The following is a 19,119-nucleotide window of genomic DNA, read 5'->3' as shown; positions in this document are numbered from 1 at the left end:
GACATGAAAAAAGTAACCATGCACCACTTCAAATTATTAACAGTAGCGCTGATAGCAGTAATTCTGTTGATTTCCGGTAACCGCGCTTCGGCCCAAAAAGCAAACCCTGCCGAGTATTTTAAAATAGAAGATTATTACAAAATAAAGTGGGGGTATAGCGATGAGTTTATTGCCTTGTGGAAGAAGAATCACTACCCATTATTAAAAAAGTTACAGGAAAAAGGCGATGTAATTAGCATTGAGGCAGAAACTCCAAGATTACATAGCAGCGAAGAGAGTCGCTGGGATTTGAAAGTAAGCGTGGTTTTTAAAACGGCTGCGCTAGCCTTTGATTACAGCATTGTTGATCCTTATAAACTGCAATTATTCCCCGATCAGGAAACCTACAAAAAGGAAGAGCAGCGGAGATGGGAGATTGTATTGGCACACTGGGATGTTACTGTTGAAAATCTTCCATTAAATTAAAAATAGTATAGGCTAATAAATTTTTCAACGAAAAGATATGCAGATAAAAAGGATAATAGTGCTGTCGTTATTGCTGTGCTCACAAATTGTACAGGCACAGAAAACTTACCTGTACTGTGGTAAACTTATCGACGGGCTTTCAAATACTGTTCAAAATAAAGTAACCATAATTGTGGATAGCGGTCGTATACAAAATATAGTCAGCGGTTATCCTGAAGCAGGCAGTGCGGATAAAGTAATTGATTTAAAATCAAAAACCGTTTTACCTGGCCTTATAGATTGCCACGTACACCTGGAGGATATCCTTAGTACCAATACCTTGCTGGAAACCTTTACACTATCTGATGCGGATATCGCTTATCGTTCAGTAAATTTCGCTAAAAAGACACTTTTAGCCGGTTTTACTACTGTACGTGATCTTGGCGGTACAGGTGTAAATATCAGCCTGAGAAATGCGGTTGAAAAGGGTTGGGTTGATGGTCCGCGGATATTTACCGCCGGAAAGATCATCTCATCAAGCGGTGGTGCCAGCGACCCGACGAACGGATTCCGGGATGATGTATTTAATCATCGTCCCGGCCCCGAAGACGGGGTTGCCGATGGCAGGGACGAGCTGATAAAAGCTGTAAGGCTACAAGTAAAAGCTGGTGTCGATGTCATAAAGATCGCATCAACAGGAGGCGTTTTTGAACTGGGCGATAATAATAAAAAAGCGAAGTTTACCATTGATGAAATTAAGGCGGTAGTAGAAACAGCCAACGATTACGGCTTGAAAGTTGCCTGCCATGCACATGGCGCCGAAGGGATAAGGAGGGCTATATTGGGCGGTGTAACCTCAATTGAACATGGTACTTATATGGATGATGAGGATATTAGGCTGATGAAACAATATGGTACCTGGTATGTACCCACTATTATTGCCGGTAAAGCAGTTGCCGATTCAGCAAAAAAAGGATATTATCCTCCAATTATTGCCGGTAAAGCGATTGCCTTTGGCGATCAGATCCAGCGGACTTTCGCAAAAGCTTATAAAGCCGGAGTTAAAATTGCTTTCGGAACTGATGCCGGTGCGTTTGACCATGGGCTGAACTACCTGGAGTTCGGGTATATGGTTGACGCCGGGATGCCGCCAATAGAAGCCATCAAATCGGCGACCTCTAATGCAGCCATACTTTTAGGAAAGGAGCAGGAATTAGGCAGTATCAGCAAAGGCAAGTTTGCTGATGTAATTGCAGTTGACGGCGACCCGCTAGCGGATATTAAAGTAATGAAAAACGTAGTGTTTGTAATGAAAGCGGGGAAAATATACCTTAGGTGATACCTAAATACATATGAGGTATATTTAATTAATAAAATATATAATATCTATAGGAATAGTAGAATATATTCATATATTTGTATTATAATTGTTCTTTAATACTTATCCAGAAAGACAGAGGGAAAGGCCCTATGACGTCTTAGCAACCTGTACCTGCTTATATTAGCAAGTAAAAGGTGCTAATTCCTGCTCCGGAAACGGAGACAGATAAGAAACAGCAGACTATCAATTAAAGGCATATTCTCTTGTTTTCTTTCTGGTAAGTATTTACAAACAAGTAAATAATTATTAAGCAAATGAAAATATACTTCCACGAAATCGTAAAAAAGCAAGCTGATCCTGGCATATCCAGCAATGAATGCTCTTGTTTAACAAATTCATCCAGCAGTAAAACACTAACCAGAATTAATTACGCGATGGATATATTATCGCCAAATTTTCATTATTGCATATAAAACTAATACAGTCGCGTGACCGAGAGGATAGGTAAGGGCCTGCAAAACCCTGTACGGGAGTTCGAATCTGCCCGCGACATCAATAAACACCTAAATCACAATTAGAAATGAAGAAAATAATAATCGCGGCCTTAACTTTTATTATTTACGCCAATGCTTATTCGCAGGTACTTGCACCGGTAAAATGGTCATATGGCGCTAAAAAAGTTGATAATTCAACAGCCATAATATTTATAAAAGCCACAATTGATAGTGGCTGGCATATTTATTCGCAAACAGTTAAAGATGGCGGCCCTGTAAAAACCACATTAACTTTTACTCCCGCAGATGGTTACAGTTTATTAGGTATTACCGCTGAACCCAAACCAATTACTCATTATGAAAAGGCTTTCGATATGGATGTGCAGTATTTTGAAAAATCGGTTGTTTTTCAGCAAAAGGTAAAGCTCGCTTCTAATCAACAGCTAGTTAAAGGCAGTATACAATTTATGGCCTGCAACAGCAAGCAATGCCTGCCGCCTGATGATGTTGATTTTACTATACTTGTAAAATAGATTAGAAAAGCAGATTATATGATTTATATCATATAATTAACAAAAAAATAAACTTTAAATGCCGCCAGATTAAATATTTTTTTTAATTTGGTCTATAAAAATAAGCAGACAATAGCCACCAATTGATCTGTGAAACAAAGAGGCGAGACCTTAAAGTCTCCCCAATACTTAAACTATACCATGAACGCAGAGTTTAACTATTTTCAGTATAATCCTATAAACACACAGGCCGGTGGCAGCCATACCTGTTGTTGTCATTACAATATATAAAGCCTACTATCCATAGCGGTAATAACCTGTTAAGGTTAACATCCTGGCTGTGAAAATTGTATTTGCTTTTTGTAATGGTGGAAATTCATCGAGCTTACTTTCTACACAGTCCAGGGTGTTAACTCCTTCAGGCTATCGTTATGCAATTCAATTTATGTAGTTATAAAAATGCACAAATTGTAATTAAATATAGGAATGAAAAAAATAAAATAAATGTCTACTAAGTCTATAGATTATTTGTAAAATTGATTTTTATTGTTACCTTTACTACATCTAATTAAACCCACCATTAATTAGTTGATTTATTAAGAAGAAGGGAGAGGAAGCTCTGTGATCTTCTAGCAACTTTTCAGTAATTGAAATAAGTGCTTTACTTTTTCCTAAATGTTTAGGAAAATAAATTAACTAACATCATGAAAAAATGTAATTACTATTCTATCCCTGTACGTGTTGTTGCGCAACGATGTTGTTGCTGCTGCCTGTAACACGTAGTTTCCCTAAATAAAATCAGGATTTATTTATCGCATTGATGGCAAGGCTGTTGCTGCAAGGGGATTTTTATGTCAAAATTTTTAACATGTAAAATTTAACAACACTATGATTATCAAAAACTTATTTAAATCAACATGCCTGGTAGCGGGCATATTATTTAGCAGCGTATTACTGTCGGCCACAAATGATCCTGGCGGTAAATTCATAAAAGAAGGTATATGGCGGGGTGTATTTACTGTAAGCGAAACACAGGTGCCATTTAATTTCGAACTAAAGGGAAAAGATCCGGAACATGCGGTATTTACATTGTTAAATGGTTCGCGCCGTGATAACTTTCATGTGCAGCGCTTAGGTAAGGATTCATTATTTATTAAAATGAATACCTATGACGCGGCCCTGGTTGCAAAAATTAATGATGACGGCAGCCTAACCGGTGAATACCGTAGCCTGGTGCCTAATTTTAGAGGTAACTCATTACCATTTACTGCCGAGTATGGCAAAAGTTATCGCTTTGTGGAGCCAGGCAAAGATGTTGCACCAGCAGAAGATCTTACCGGTAAATGGGAAATCAAAACCTATAGTAAAGATGCTGTACCTGCATCAATTGCCTTATTAAAACAAAAGGGTAATAAAATTACCGGTGTTGTGATGACCGTTGTGGGTGATACCCGCGAAATAGAAGGTACTGTGCAAGGAGATGAATTTGCCTTATCTGGCTTTACCGGTCCAAGTCCTTTCATTATTAAGGGTAAAATTAATCCTGACCATACACTTACCGGCGAAGAGGGTTTCGGTATTTATAAGAACCTGAAGTTTGATGCCGCTAAAAATGCCGACGCGGAGTTGCCCGATCCATACAAGATTACTTTCTTAAAAGAAGGGTATAAAAAACTGGATTTTTCTTTCCCGGGCATTGATGGCAAGCAGGTATCATTAAGTGATGATAAATATAAGGGCAAGGTGGTAATTGTTGAAGTTATAGGCACCTGGTGCCCTAATTGCACAGATCAAACTGTTTTTCTGTCGCCATGGTTCAATAAAAACAAACATAGGGGAGTAGAAGCCATTGCCATTGGCTTTGAGCAAAAAGATAGTCTTGCTTATGCAAAATATACACTGGGCAAGCTTAAGGAAAAATATAATATTCAGTATGATATAGCGTTTGGTGGCCTGGCTGATAAAAAGCTCGTTTCGCAAAAACTGCCTGCCTTAAACAAATTCATTGCCTTTCCAACTACCATCATCATCGACAGAAAAGGCGATGTGCGCGAAATATATACAGGCTACACAGGTACGGTAACCGGCAAATATCATGAGGATTATGAAAAGAAATTTAACAAAGTGCTTGATGAACTAATCGCTGAACCAGTACCCGAAACAGTAACCGCATCTGTAGCAGCCGATAAGCCATCAAACCAATAACCCTTGTTATAAATCATACTATAAAATGAAAACCAATATTTTTTCAAAAACATTACAGTGCCTGCTTGCAGGCATATTATTAAGCAGCGCCGCATTTGCCGCTGGTAACCCTCCCGCAGAAAAGTTTATAAAACAAGGTGTTTGGCGTGGTGTGTTCACCATAAGCGAAACCCAGGTGCCTTTTAATTTTGAAGTTAAAGGCAAAGATGCCGAGCACGCTGTATTTACGTTGCTAAATGGTACCCGTCGCGACAATTTTCACGTTAAGCGCCTGGGCAGTGATTCGTTATTCATAAAGATGAATACTTATGATGCCGCCCTTGTTGCAAAAATTAATGACGATGGCACCATAAGCGGGGAATACCGCAGTCTTGTACCAGGTTTTAGGGGGAATTCTTTACCTTTTACTGCAGAGTATGGTAAAAAGTACCGTTTTGTTGAGCCCGGAAAAGATGTACCACCAACGGCCAACCTCACCGGTAAATGGGAGTTGAAGGTCTATTCAAAAGAGCAGGTTCCCAATAAGATAGCCTTGTTAAAGCAAAACGGGAATAAACTTACCGGTGTAATCATGCAGGTAACAGGTGATAGCCGCGAACTGGAAGGTACCGTACAAGGAAACGAGTTTGAATTATCAGGCTTTACCGGCCCAAGTCCTAAAATTTATAAAGGCCACATTAATGATGATGGCACTATAAGCGGCGAAATAGCAGCAGGTATTTATGATAACACCAAATTTGATGGGGTTAAAGATGATAAGGCCGAACTGCCAGATCCATATAAGCTAACTTATTTAAAGGAAGGATACAAAAAACTCGATTTTACTTTCCCTGATCTTAACGGCAAGCCAGTATCACTAAGTGACGATAAATACAAAGGCAAAGTGGTAATTATTGAAGTGGTTGGTACCTGGTGCCCTAACTGCACTGATCAAACAGTATTCCTTTCACCCTGGTTCAATAAAAATAAAGATAGGGGTGTTGAGGCGATCGCGATCGGCTTTGAACAAAAGGACAGCCTGAAATACGCCCAATATACTTTAGGCAAGCTGCGTGACAAGTACAATATCCAGTATGATATTTTATTTGGTGGCCTTGCCGATAAAAAGATCGTTTCACAAAAACTACCGGCGCTTAACAAGTTCGTTGCTTTTCCAACAACTATAATAATTGATAGGAAAGGTGATGTACGCGAAATATATACAGGTTACACGGGCACTGTAACAGGTAAATATTACCAGGATTATGAAAAGAAGTTTAACAAGCTTTTAGATGAACTGATAGCCGAACCTGCACCTGCAATAGCCGCAATATCCAATCAAGATAATAACAATAATAAATAAAAAGTGGTTCGTTTAGTTACCGTTGCAGTTGCTGCTGCAGCGGTTTTTTAAACCAAACCTTAACCCCAAATAAAGTAAAGAAAATTCACATGAAATTAAATTCCACCCTAATAGCAGCCGTTTTGATAGCTGCATCATTTTCTGTTTCGGCTACAAATAAAACATTACCTGCAGCCAAAAAAGCTGTTAAGCATATTGCAAAAGAGCAAACATTTAAAGTTGATAATCAAACCAGTAAAATTGGCTGGCTGGCAAAAAAGGCTACCGGCGAACATAACGGAAATATTAAAATAAGTGACGGTACCTTTAACGTACAAAATAATGTACTTAAAACCGCCAACTTTAGTATTGACATCAGTACGATAACTGATATTGACCTTACAGATCCGGCACAAAATGATAAACTGGTAAGTACCTTAAAAAGTGATACATTTTTTGATTCCGGTAAATTTCCGAAGGCGGATTTTGTAACTACATCTATTGTTAAAGGCAGTAACCAGCAATATACCATTACGGGTAAGTTAACTATAAAAGGTATTACCAATGAGGTTTCCTTTCCTGCAACAGTTGCTGTAACCAACAATAAGTTAACAGCTAATGCCAAACTTACTATCGATCGTACTAAATACGATATCAAGTTCCGCTCAAAGAACTTTTTCGAGAATTTGGGCGATAAGGTTATCTATGATGATTTTGATCTGGATATATCGCTTGTAGCTAACGCACAGTAATTTACACCAAAAAATCACATCGGTTTTAACGGCTTAATTAAGCCGTACAGGTATGTTTTGCAAAATGCAATCGGTAAAAATTAAGGATTTAACAGCAGAAATAAAGGCAGAAAAGCGCGAAAAGGGCCAGGTCATGAAAAAGAGAAATATAGTATTACTTTTTATAGCATTTAGTTTTTTAATGATAACGCAGTTTAGCTTTATGGCAGGCAGCGATCAGGTGCAAACTAAGGAACAATTGGGCGAAAAATTATTTTTTGATCCAATACTATCAAAAGACCATACCATAAGCTGTTCATCATGCCATAAGCCTGAATTTGGTTTTGCCGATACAACTGCCTTTAGTAAGGGTATTGAAGGGCATTTAACCGCGCGTAATTCGCCGGGACTTACCAATTTGTCGGGGCGGCCGCATTTCTTTTGGGATGGTCGGGCTTCATCATTAGAGGAGCAGGCCTTAGGGCCAATAACTTCGCCAACTGAAATGGGTTTGCCCATCGAAGAACTCGTAATGCGGTTAAATGATGATAAATATTATGCCGATGCTTTTCAAAAAGTATTTAAGGCCGCGCCATCAAAAGATAACGTGGTAAAAGCCATCGCATCATTTGAACGTACACTCGAAACAGCCAACAGCCCTTATGACCGCTATATAAATGGCGATGATAATGCGATGTCGGCATCGGCTATACGCGGGCGTTTACTGTTTATTGGAAAAGCTAACTGCAATAACTGCCACTCGGGCGAGGACTTTACAGCCGACAGGTTTAAAAGCATTGGCTTATATAATGGTAAGGATCTGAATGATCCCGGTCGTTCGGCTATTACCAAGAACGATGCGGAAATAGGTGAGTTTAAAATTCCTAGTCTGCGTAATGTAGCTGTTACTGCGCCGTATATGCACAATGGTAAATTTAAAACCTTACACGAGGTGGTCACCTATTACAATAATCCCGAAGCAGTTGTAAAAGGTGGCCTCAACCGCGACCTGGCATTAAGCAAGCCCTTAAATCTTACCGATAGCGAAATAGATGATATCGTATCTTTTTTAAAAGCTCTTACCGATGACAGGTTTGCCCAAAAGGTGAGTAAGTAAAATCTATAAAAATATTATCCCCTATGCACCCGGCTAATGAATATTAGCACGGGATGGCTTCCCTTACTTTAAACTATTGAAATAAAAATGAAAAAATTCATACTCTTTATATCCATTTTCAGCCTGTTTTACGGGCAAAAGATATTCGCGCAAAAGCGAACGCTAACCGGCACTGTAATAAGTGCTGATGATAACACACCCTTACCCGGGGTATCTGTAAAAATAAAAGGCCTTGATGAAGGATCAACCACTAATAAGGATGGCGCCTTTCAAATCATAGTACGAAACGGTAAATACCTCGTATTCTCATTTATTGGTTATGAACCACAGGAAGTATTAATTGATGGGACTAAGAACTTTAACATCAGCCTTAAACCGGCAAAAAGTACTTTAAATGAGGTGCAGATAGTTGGATCGCATAATGCTAACCGCACCAAATTAAATTCACCGGTGCCTGTAGATGTTATTGATCTTAAACCATTGCTTGAATCAGCTCCACAGACAAGTGTTACGCAGATCCTGCAATATATATCGCCTTCTTTCCACTCAGTTAATGGCAGTAATGCGGGTGACGCAGGCTCGGCTTTAAGTCTGGCGCAGTTACGGGGTTTAGGTCCTGATCAGGTTTTGGTGCTGATAAACGGCAAGCGCATGCACAAAAGCGCCAACGTAAATTATGGTGGCCTGGGTAATGGCTCAACCGGGTACGATCTTAACTCCATACCTACTGGCTCCATTGATCATATAGAAATATTGCGTGATGGAGCTGCCGCGCAATACGGATCAGACGCTATTGCAGGGGTTATTAACATTGTATTAAAAAAGAATACGGATGACCTGGCGGTAAGTACTACCGGTAGTGTACGTAAAAGAGGGGATGGAGCGGTTACGCTTACCAATGCGAATTATGGTGTAGCTGTGGGCAACAATGGCGGCTATATTAATGCCACAGTTGAATATGGCACCCAAGCCATTGCGTTACAGCCCGGTAACTCAACTGCGGGCTTGTATAATGGGCCTATTTATGGCGGAGGTGCCAATACCCGCGGCTACGATGCTATTTATACCCAGGCCATTGATAATGCCATACTAAGCTCAAGAGGTATTGACAGGCACTATTTTGATCAGCGGGGATCAGGTGCTAATGCAGGGCAAAATGCTTTGCTATATTTTAATGCGGCATTTCCGTTAAAGGGATCGGCAGAAGTATATGCCTTTGGCGGCATCAGCGACAGAAACTCCCAATTTACAGCTACTTATCGTTTACCGGGGTGGACTTCAAGAAACAATAACTTCATCTATCCCGATGGATTTTTGCCTGCAATGGAAAATAACATTGTTGATGAATCAATAGCAACAGGCATACGAGGTAAGATAAATGGCTGGAATGTAGATCTTTCAAATGTATTCGGGAAGAATATTTTTGGCAATCGTGTTGATAATTCATTAAATGCCAGTCTGGGTTTAACCAGTCCTACCAGCTTTGATGATGGCAGCTACAGTGCCGGTCAGAATACAGCGAGTTTGGATTTTAGCCGTTATTTCGACAAAGTTTTAAAAGGGCTGAATATTGCCTTTGGCGTTCAGGACCGTGTTGAAACCTTCCAGATAAATGCCGGCGAACTGGCATCATACCAAAAAGGCGACCAGCGAAATATTTATAATGTTGATACAACGGCAAATGGTATTACCTACCTGGCATCTTCAGGCACAACCTCATTGAATGGCCTTGCTGCCGGCTCGCAAATACATTTAGGATTTCAACCTGCAAACGCGGTTGATGTTAGCCGGTCAATAACCGCCGGGTATGCCGATGTAGAATTAAATGTAACCAAGGCATGGCTTTTATCGGCCGCGGGTCGTGAAGAGTATTATACCGATTTTGGAAACGTATTTACCTATAAGGCAGCCACCAGATATACCTTTGATCGCTGGCTAAGCATAAGGGGATCCGTGAATACGGGCTTCAGAGCGCCTGATCTGGCACAATCTTATTATACCTCAATTTCCACAACCTTTCAGCAGGGAGTAGGGGTTGATATTTTAACTGCATCAAACCAGAGCGCTGCTGCCAGGGCTTTAGGCATACCTAAGCTTACACCTGAAAGATCAAAAGGATATGCGCTTGGTTTAACCTCAGAACCGGTTGATAATGTTGAAATAACGCTTGATGGTTACCAGATAGATATTGCCAACCGCATAGGTAATACCGGCAACTTTACCTCTACTGATAACAATTTACCGGCAGATGTGAAAAACCTGTTCCAGCAAACAGGTGCCGCGCAGGCCAACTTTTTTTACAACGAATTTAGCACACGTACCTTAGGTATAGAGTTTACCAGTAGTTATAAAATATTGCTGAATAATGGCAACCTTACATTCTTACTCGGCGGTAACTTTGATAAAAATGAAGTAACCAAAGTCAATACCCCTCCGGGGCTCGAAGCTTACAAGAATGTTATCCTGAGCCCGTCAGAGCGTGCACGGGTAACTACCAACATTCCGGCTCAAAAAGTGAATTTACAGGGTATTTATAATATAGATAAATTCACTTTCCTGGCGCGTACTGTATATTTCGGTAAGGTAACTACAGCAACATTGCTAAGTGCCGCAGACCCGTTAAATCCGGTATATTACTACCAGACCCTGCACCCAATATGGGTAACCGATATATCAGCGGGGTATAAGATCACACCTAAAATACAAGGTACTATCGGCATAAATAATTTATTTAATGTTTTGGGTGATTATAGCAGCCCTGTAGTCTCCGGACTGAGAAACCCAACAATTGTGGGCATACAGGATGGTAATGCAGGTATACAACCATTTATAAGATTTACAGCTCATTTCTAATTTATAATCATTAAAAGATCATGAAATCATTATATCAATTTAAAAAATATAGCTTGGCTAAGTTAATTAAGCCAAACAAGTTTAATCTGTTAATCCTTTCACTTGCCTTACTTGCTATTACATCCTGCAAAAAAACAGATTATTTAAATGTTAACGCTGCAAACAGGCCCCCGCTGGCGGCATATGTTAGTTTTGTTAACGCGCTTGATGTGAACGAAGGGGTGCAGTTCTGGACTTATATAACCCAGGTTACAAAAACGCTGGTACCCTTAAATGGCTATACGTCGTACCTAAATGCACAATTTGGCGATGTGCAGATAAACGTTACACAGGGTACAAGCACATCATATATCGTATCGCGTGAGTTTGGCAACAGCGCAACCTTTACCAGCACAGGTGGCCCTAATGGCCCAATCGCTACTTATTATCAAACGGTTTTTGCTATTAAGAATACAAAAGCCACTGCCGATTCTCTGATCCTTTTTTATGATGACCTTACTACCCCCGCAAGTGGAAAAGCTAAAATACGGTTTGTGAACCTGGCACCCGGCGCCCCTAATGTTGATTTTGGTATAACTGGCCAAAGCACACCACTGTTTACCAATACAAAATATGGTAATGCAGGTGGAGCAATATTATCAGGTACAGGTTTAAACGCCTACTCAATAGGACCGTTTATTACTGTTCCTGCTGGTACGGTAAGCTTCAATGTTACTAAAACAAGCGATCAGTCGACTATTGCCATAGCCAATAATTTATTGAATAATATAACACTGGCTTCAGGTAAAATTTACACCATTTATATTAATGGTACGCCTAACAGCACTGATATAGGTGCAACAATCATCACACATAATTAATATTAAAATTATAAGATATGAAAATCAGCAATCGAAGAAAATTTTTACGCGGTACTTTAAAAGCCGGTATAGTAGCAGCGGCAGGATTACCAATAATTTCAGATAGTTTAGGTGCAATAGCGGCACCGAAACCTAAGTTACCAAACAGGGGATTGGCAGATGGCGGATTTAAATTCGCACAAGTGCCATTACCATATAGTTACGCTGCATTAGAACCCAATGTGGATGCGCTTACGCTTGAAATACACTATACCAAGCACCATGCTGCATATGTGAAAAATGTTAATGAAGCTATCGTCGCCGAAAATTTAAATTTCAGTTCAGAAAAAGACTTTTTTGATCATGCCTCGCAGCTTTCAGCCAAAGCCCGTAATAACGGTGGCGGAGCATGGAACCACAATTTCTTTTGGGAAAGCTTACAGGCGGGCGGTCCAACCTTGCCTGCAGGAAAATTGCAGGATGCTATACAAACGTCATTCGGATCTGTAGATAAATTTAAAGAGGAATTTGGGAAAGCCGCCCTTGGGCGCTTTGGCTCGGGATGGGTTTGGTTGGTAAATGATGGCGGAACCTTAAAAATTGGGTCGACAGCCAACCAGGATAATCCCTTATTTGATAATGCTCAGTTAAAAGGTAGCCCATTATTGGCTCTTGACGTGTGGGAGCATGCTTATTATATAAAATATCAAAACCGGCGTGCAGATTATATTAACAATTGGTGGAACATTGTCAATTGGGAAGCAGCAGGTAAAAGGCTCGGTTAATATTAATTGTCTTCTCTAAATGTCGTTTATAATTGGTTGTAAAGAGTTCCTGCCCATCAGGAGCTCTTTCATTAAACCATTAACACAATTTCAGATGATGCACTATCCGAGGATGCATTAGCACGCCGGTTGCATTTGGAATAAAGAAAATCGCATTACTATTCAATAAATTTTGCAGACTTTCTTATATTGTGGAATATGGATTCATATGCAGTAGTTACAGGAGCAAGTAAGGGAATAGGGAGGGATATAGCAATTTTATTGGCAAAAAAAGGATATAAACTACTTCTGATAGCACGTTCGGCAACTGAACTAAAACAACTGAATGAAGAACTACAGAACGGTTCATTGTATTTTGCTGTTGATCTTTCTGAACCCGGTGCTGCAAAAAAAGTGGCGGAATTTTGCGATAAGCTGCAGGTATCGGTTTTGGTTAATAACGCTGGTTTTGGCTTATGGGGTAATTTTGACGAATGTAATATAGAGCAGCAGTTAAATATGTTGCAGCTTAATATAAATGCAGTTGTCGAATTAACCCATTATTTACTGCCGCAACTAAAGCAACAGTCGTCTTATATTTTAAATGTTTCCAGTACAGCAGCCTATCAGGCAGTTCCAACGTTAGCCGCATACGCAGCTTCCAAAGCATTTGTACTTTCGTTTAGCAGGGCACTTAGGGTGGAATTAAAAGGTTCGGTATCTGTAAGCTGCCTTTGTCCAGGCCCTACAGATACAAGTTTTGCGCATCGTGCCGGAATGGATTCTTTGGCTGATCTTGCTGAAAAATTCAACATGAAGCCAGCTGAGGTAGCAAAGCTTGGGGTAGAGGGGATGTTTAAGAAAAAGGCCGAGATTATACCCGGGTTTTTAAATAAGCTATCATCAATTGGCGCACGGTATATAAATAAATCGCTAATTGAACGTATTACTGCAGGGCTTTATAAAAAATAGAAAATAAATTTTGGTATGATAAATATTTCTCTACATTTGTAATGTCTACTATATATATAGACATTATAGAGTTAAATGAATCAAAACAGTAAGATAAACACCGCAAACTCCATGCGAATGCCTTTCCCCCAGATTGGCTTGTGTTGCTGTTGTTGTTAAATGCCACAAGTATTTTTAATTAACAAATTCATTTATTATTCCTCCTTTTTATTTTTAATGGACACAACTTATCAAAGGTTCAGCCTTGGTACTGAAATTACTGACGAACAACAAGCTTTTTTTAACCGTAACGGTTTTATACATTTTAAGAATTTTATCAACCCCGAAACAGTGCGGGATATTATCCGTGCATCAAAAGAGGTGGAAAAAAACTGGACAGAGAACAACGTTGAAAAGATAAACGGTGTGCCGATCAAATATGGTAAGGACCTTGACGGATCCGTTATCGTGCAACGTTTTGCATTCGTCAATCAGCATCATCCCTTACTTTCAGAGTTTACGCTCGATCCGCGTTTCCAGACTTTATTAGATCTGGTACCGGACTCCCGTTTAGGAGTTGATGAAAAGGATGGTATGGTTTTTAATCATTATGTAAACAGTGAGGAAAGCAGCTTTACCAAAATGGGCTGGCATACCGATGGCTTGCGCGATATTTTCCACGGCACAAAATTAAACCCGATGCTGAACGTAGGCATACACCTGAGTGATGCATCGCCCAATAATGGTGGCCTGCGCATCCTGCCGGGAACACATAAACAAAGCCTGTACCAGGTGCTGTTCCGTAAAAAGTACTTTCTGGATCATGATGTTGATGAGAACGAAGTAGCTATTACGCCTAAAGCCGGTGATCTCACCATTCACGATGGGCGCCTTTGGCACCGGGTGGCTCAGTCATCGGTAGTGGGAGAGGAAAGCCGCAGGCGGGTAATTTATATTCCGATAGTAGCAGGGAAATATAAGCCGAAGAATGAGGATAGTCCTACGGCATTGTACCAGCGCCTGGCCAAAATTGTTAAATAAATTGCCATGATCATAGCAATTATTATTGGCTACTTTATCAGGCGGAAAAAACTGACGGCCGCAAAAGTTCAGGTATTAAGTTCAGGCAGATCTTAAAAACGCACACACATGGTCACTAAACTAAGTTGAATAAAGTATAAAGCACATAGATAAATATTTAATCGCCAATACATTAACTTTTATTTTTTTAACTATTACTGAATAAGCGTTTTTTGACGTGTTGCTTATTTGTTACTGAAAATTCATAGTTAGTATCGAAAGTTAAAATTAGCGGAAAAGCTGATTTATCTATTTTTCTACTATAGTAACATTAATGCCTTTGTCCTCCAGTAACTTAACTATAGATGTTGCAATGCCGTTATCCGTTATAATATGCTGTATTTGTTCCAGTCCGCATATTTTACCCAATCCGCGTTTTCCAAATTTTGAACTATCCGCCAGTACAACCGTAATTTGTGCTGCATCTATCATTTTCTGATTCAGGCGGGCCTCCATCAGGCTGGTAGTAGTAAGGCCCATCTCGAGGTCGATCCCATCTACCCCTAAAAAAAGCATGCTGCATGATACATCTTTCAGGATCTGTTCGGCATAAGGGCCCATAACCGATGATGAGTTTTGCCTTAATTGGCCGCCAAGCTGCAAAACATCCACATGCAGGTGACTGGATAGTTCGAGCGCTACATTCAGGGCCGAAGTAATTACCGTAAGGTGTTTCTCCGGGTTGATTGACCGTGCCAATGCCAGCATGGTGGTTCCCGATGCAATAATGATAGAATCGTTATGCCCGATCATTTTTGCCGCAGCCCTGGCTATCAGGTGTTTTTCATCAGCATGAAGCTGCTCTTTTTCGGCAACAGGTTTATCATTTATATAAGGGTTAGTTTTTGAACCGCCGCCATGTGTACGGAATAGCAGGTTTTTATCCTCCAGTAATTTCAGGTCCTTACGAATGGTTACGTGCGAAACGTTCATTTCCTTGCTGAGGTCCTGCACATTAACAAAACCTGCATCCTGTAATTTTTTCAAAATATACTGATGTCTTTCGGTAATACTTTTCATGTGCTGCTCCAAAACGGGTTGTTGTTAATCCAAAAATACGAATAAGCGTAGTCTTTTCGACTGATTTTTTAAAATAGATAAAAAAACGAAACTAAAAAAAAGTTTCATATGCTTACTTATTTGTTATGTAAGCTTTGTTTTGGTTAAAATAATGAAATAAAACAAAGTATTATATGAATTTTTGATAAAAATAACTTTCTTTATATTTCGATATTGTTTCTTTATGTTTCGTTTTATAATTTTGATTAGCAAAACGAAACAAATGTTTCGTTTTGCTAAATATTTGAAAAGATCATGATAGCAATAGAAAGAAATAAAATAGTAGCTGCACTGGATGATGCAGATAAAGTGTGGGATGTAATTGTTATTGGCGGAGGCGCTACCGGCTTAGGTACCGCGGTTGATGCTGCATCGCGTGGATTCCATACCCTTTTATTGGAGCAGGCCGATTTTGCCAAAGGTACCTCAAGCCGCAGCACTAAGCTGGTACATGGCGGGGTGCGTTACCTGGCGCAGGGCGATATAGCACTGGTTAGAGAAGCTTTATATGAAAGGGGCCTGTTGCTTAAAAATGCGGCACACCTGGTAAAAAACGAATCGTTTATTATTCCTAATTATGAATGGTGGGGTGGGGCATTTTATACTATAGGTTTAACCATATATGATCTGCTGGCCGGGAAACTAGGTTTTGGCCGGGCTAAACATATCTCAAAAAAGCAAGTGATCAGCAGGTTGGCCACTATTCAGCAAAAAAGTTTATATGGTGGAGTGGTTTACCACGATGGCCAGTTTGATGATGCCCGCCTTGCCGTAAACCTTGCCCAAACAGCTTTGGAGCAGGGGGCAACGGTACTTAACTATTTTAAAGTGGTTAATCTGCTTAAAAACAATAATGGTAAAATTAATGGTGTAACTACAACTGATATAGAAACCGGAACTAGTTATACTATAAAAGGCAAAACTATAATTAATGCCACAGGGGTTTTTGTTGATGAAATTTTAAACATGGACAAGCCCGAAAGAAAGCCAATGGTGAGGCCAAGTCAGGGTGTGCACATCGTGCTCAACAGGTCTTTTATGCCTGGCGAAGATGCATTGATGATCCCTAAAACAGATGACGGCCGTGTGCTTTTCGCTGTGCCATGGCATGATAAGCTGGTGGTAGGTACTACTGATACTCCTATTGATGAACACAGCCTTGAACCAAAGGCATTGCCCGAAGAAATAGATTTTATTATGCGTACCGCTGCCAAATATTTAACCAAGGCACCTACCCGCAAGGATGTGCTGAGTGTATTTGCAGGCCTGCGCCCGTTGGCCGCTCCTGAAGACGGATCATCGAAAACCAAAGAAATTTCCCGTAGCCATAAACTGATCGTTTCTGATTCAGGTTTGATTACTATAACCGGGGGCAAATGGACAACCTACCGCCGTATGGGCGAGGATACGGTTGATAAAGCCATTGAAGTTGGTGGTTTACCTCCTTCTCCTAACAAAACCAAAACATTACAGATCCACGGCAGCAAAACAGATGTTGACCGTAACGACCATTTATATGTTTACGGCAGCGACGAGGCTGCATTACTTGCATTAGGAAATGAAAATCCTGAATGGAAAGAGAAACTGCATCCACGTATGCCATATATAAAAGCCGAAGTTATATGGGGCGTAAGATATGAAATGGCCAGAAAGGTAGAAGATATTTTAGCCAGAAGGGTACGTGCCCTGTTTTTAGATGCCCGCGCAGCAATTGATATGGCGCCCGTCGTAGCCGACCTTATGGCTGCCCAACTTAATAAAAACGAAGCCTGGAAAAAAGAGCAGATAAGCACCTTTATAAAAATGGCTCAAACCTATTTGTTAGAGCCATACCAGCCAACAACCTGAACCAAACCAATTAATATATTATAAAACCAAGAGCAAACGTTAAAATTATGGAAGAGTACATTTTAGCCCTCGATCAAGGCACCACAAGTAGCCGGGCCATTATTTTTGATCATGATGGAAAAATAAGATCTGTTGCGCAAAAGGAGTTTAAGCAAATTTTTCCGCAGTCGGGATGGGTTGAGCATGATCCGAATGAGATCTGGTCGACGCAGGCTGGGGTAGCCGCAGAGGCAACCGTTAAGATGGGAATTAACGGTACCAACATAAAAGCCATAGGTATCACCAATCAGCGCGAAACGACTATAGTTTGGGACAGAAATACAGGCGAGCCGGTTTATAATGCTATTGTTTGGCAAGACAGACGCACCGCCGCTTTTTGCGATCAGTTAAAAAAAGATGGTAAAGAGGCTATGGTACGCGCCAAAACAGGCCTAGTGATTGATTCCTATTTTTCGGGAACAAAAATAAGGTGGATTCTGGATAATGTAGAGGGCGCACGCGATAAGGCAAATGCCGGTGAACTGGCCTTTGGAACCGTAGACAGCTGGCTGGTATGGAAATTTACCCGGGGCAAGGTACACGTTACCGATGTAACCAATGCCAGCCGTACCATGCTTTTTAACATCCGCACACAACAATGGGATGATGAGTTACTGGCTATGTTGGATGTTCCGAAAAGCATGTTGCCCGAAGTAAAGCAATCGAGCGAAATTTACGGCGAAACAGCCACCACCATATTTGCATCAAAAATACCAATTGCGGGTATAGCCGGCGACCAGTCTGCCGCGCTTTTTGGCCAGATGTGCATTGAAAAAGCCATGGTTAAAAACACCTACGGCACAGGTTGCTTTATGTTGATGAACATAGGCGATGAATTTATTGAATCAAAGAATAACCTGTTAACTACTATTGCCTGGAAAATTAATGGAAAAGTTCAGTATGCTTTTGAGGGAAGCATATTTATTGGCGGCGCTGTTGTGCAATGGCTGCGCGATGGTTTGGGGATCATCAAATCATCATCAGAAGTTGAAGCCCTGGCCCTAAGCGTGCCTGATACGCAGGGTGTATATTTTGTGCCTGCCTTTGCCGGCCTGGGCGCCCCTTATTGGAAACCCGATGTACGTGGTACCATTGTTGGTTTAAGCCGTGGTACTACAGCGGGCCATATTGCCCGTGCCGCCACAGAATCTATCGCTTACCAAACTATGGATGTTTTAAAAGCTATGGAAGCCGATGCAGGGATGGAGATAAAAGAGCTAAGGGTTGATGGCGGCGCAACAGCAAATGATCTGTTAATGCAATTTCAATCAAACTTGCTTAATTGTAAAGTGATAAGGCCTGTTATAGTTGAAACTACGGCCCTGGGCGCGGCTTACCTGGCCGGGCTGGCAGTTGGATACTGGAAAAATGTTGAGGAGATTCAGCAGCTTTGGAAATCAGAAAAAGAATTTATTCCCAAAGAGGATCTGCCAAACATTAAAAATGGAATCCTTGGATGGAAAAAAGCCATCCACGCTGCACAAAGCTGGAACGATGACGTTCCGGAAGAAGAATTGGTTTAGTATTCAACTTTAAATTTT

15 protein-coding genes, 1 tRNA gene and 2 riboswitches are annotated in these 19,119 nt (G+C 40.6%); of the genes, 15 read left to right on the top strand and 1 reads right to left on the bottom strand.

Annotated elements, in window-relative coordinates:
• Window positions 1–3 precede the first annotated feature (3 nt).
• The 13 genes from BLU33_RS15520 (at window position 4) to BLU33_RS15465 (ending at window position 14,593) form a co-directional block, all read left to right on the top strand.
• Window positions 4–465: a hypothetical protein gene (locus tag BLU33_RS15520; RefSeq protein WP_232009305.1), complete on the top strand. Its 462-nt coding sequence runs from the start codon at window positions 4–6 to the stop codon at window positions 463–465.
• A gap of 37 nt (window positions 466–502) precedes the next feature.
• Window positions 503–1,783 (top strand): metal-dependent hydrolase family protein, encoded by a 1,281-nt coding sequence (locus BLU33_RS15515; RefSeq protein ID WP_197684511.1) that lies wholly within the window; start codon window positions 503–505, stop codon window positions 1,781–1,783.
• A 99-nt stretch (window positions 1,784–1,882) separates the two neighbouring features.
• Window positions 1,883–1,997, top strand: a riboswitch (SAM riboswitch).
• A gap of 250 nt (window positions 1,998–2,247) precedes the next feature.
• Window positions 2,248–2,318, top strand: a tRNA-Cys gene (locus BLU33_RS25160).
• A 27-nt stretch (window positions 2,319–2,345) separates the two neighbouring features.
• The gene (locus tag BLU33_RS15510) at window positions 2,346–2,792 is read left to right on the top strand and encodes a protein-disulfide reductase DsbD domain-containing protein (protein ID WP_091374840.1); all 447 of its coding nucleotides are present in this window, start codon (window positions 2,346–2,348) and stop codon (window positions 2,790–2,792) included.
• A gap of 569 nt (window positions 2,793–3,361) precedes the next feature.
• A riboswitch (SAM riboswitch) is annotated at window positions 3,362–3,465 on the top strand.
• A 194-nt stretch (window positions 3,466–3,659) separates the two neighbouring features.
• On the top strand, window positions 3,660–4,976 hold the full coding sequence (locus tag BLU33_RS15505; protein ID WP_091374837.1) for a peroxiredoxin family protein: 1,317 nt from the start codon (window positions 3,660–3,662) through the stop codon (window positions 4,974–4,976).
• A gap of 25 nt (window positions 4,977–5,001) precedes the next feature.
• On the top strand, window positions 5,002–6,318 hold the full coding sequence (locus BLU33_RS15500) for a peroxiredoxin family protein (RefSeq protein WP_091374835.1): 1,317 nt from the start codon (window positions 5,002–5,004) through the stop codon (window positions 6,316–6,318).
• Window positions 6,319–6,407: 89 nt separating this feature from the next.
• On the top strand, window positions 6,408–7,049 hold the full coding sequence (locus BLU33_RS15495) for a YceI family protein (protein WP_091374832.1): 642 nt from the start codon (window positions 6,408–6,410) through the stop codon (window positions 7,047–7,049).
• A gap of 64 nt (window positions 7,050–7,113) precedes the next feature.
• The gene (locus BLU33_RS15490; RefSeq protein WP_197684510.1) at window positions 7,114–8,145 is read left to right on the top strand and encodes a cytochrome-c peroxidase; all 1,032 of its coding nucleotides are present in this window, start codon (window positions 7,114–7,116) and stop codon (window positions 8,143–8,145) included.
• 87 nt (window positions 8,146–8,232) lie between these two features.
• A complete protein-coding gene (locus BLU33_RS15485) occupies window positions 8,233–10,998 on the top strand; it encodes a TonB-dependent receptor (protein WP_091374828.1) in 2,766 nt (921 codons plus the stop codon).
• A gap of 20 nt (window positions 10,999–11,018) precedes the next feature.
• The gene (locus tag BLU33_RS15480; RefSeq protein ID WP_091374825.1) at window positions 11,019–11,858 is read left to right on the top strand and encodes a DUF4397 domain-containing protein; all 840 of its coding nucleotides are present in this window, start codon (window positions 11,019–11,021) and stop codon (window positions 11,856–11,858) included.
• 17 nt (window positions 11,859–11,875) lie between these two features.
• On the top strand, window positions 11,876–12,622 hold the full coding sequence (locus BLU33_RS15475) for a superoxide dismutase (RefSeq protein ID WP_091374821.1): 747 nt from the start codon (window positions 11,876–11,878) through the stop codon (window positions 12,620–12,622).
• A 198-nt stretch (window positions 12,623–12,820) separates the two neighbouring features.
• The gene (locus BLU33_RS15470; protein ID WP_091374818.1) at window positions 12,821–13,573 is read left to right on the top strand and encodes an SDR family NAD(P)-dependent oxidoreductase; all 753 of its coding nucleotides are present in this window, start codon (window positions 12,821–12,823) and stop codon (window positions 13,571–13,573) included.
• A gap of 216 nt (window positions 13,574–13,789) precedes the next feature.
• A complete protein-coding gene (locus BLU33_RS15465) occupies window positions 13,790–14,593 on the top strand; it encodes a phytanoyl-CoA dioxygenase family protein (protein ID WP_091367682.1) in 804 nt (267 codons plus the stop codon).
• A 288-nt stretch (window positions 14,594–14,881) separates the two neighbouring features.
• Here the strand turns inward: BLU33_RS15465 and BLU33_RS15460 are convergent, their stop codons facing one another.
• Window positions 14,882–15,652, bottom strand: a complete 771-nt coding sequence (locus BLU33_RS15460; RefSeq protein ID WP_091374815.1) for a DeoR/GlpR family DNA-binding transcription regulator — start codon at window positions 15,650–15,652, stop codon at window positions 14,882–14,884.
• Window positions 15,653–15,946: 294 nt separating this feature from the next.
• On the opposite strand from BLU33_RS15460, the gene BLU33_RS15455 reads away from it, so the two are divergent.
• Both BLU33_RS15455 and glpK read left to right on the top strand, forming a co-directional pair.
• Window positions 15,947–17,539 carry a glycerol-3-phosphate dehydrogenase/oxidase gene (locus BLU33_RS15455; RefSeq protein ID WP_091374812.1) on the top strand — a complete coding sequence of 531 codons (1,593 nt, stop codon included), beginning with the start codon at window positions 15,947–15,949 and terminating at the stop codon, window positions 17,537–17,539.
• A 47-nt stretch (window positions 17,540–17,586) separates the two neighbouring features.
• Complete coding sequence (gene glpK, locus BLU33_RS15450) at window positions 17,587–19,101, top strand: glycerol kinase GlpK (protein WP_091374810.1); 1,515 nt, start codon at window positions 17,587–17,589, stop codon at window positions 19,099–19,101.
• The last annotated feature ends 18 nt before the right edge of the window (window positions 19,102–19,119 follow it).

Source organism: Mucilaginibacter mallensis, from assembly GCF_900105165.1.
GTDB classification, from domain to species: domain Bacteria; phylum Bacteroidota; class Bacteroidia; order Sphingobacteriales; family Sphingobacteriaceae; genus Mucilaginibacter; species Mucilaginibacter mallensis.
Note: the sequence above shows the minus strand (reverse complement) of the source record. Positions and strands in the feature narration are given on the sequence as shown.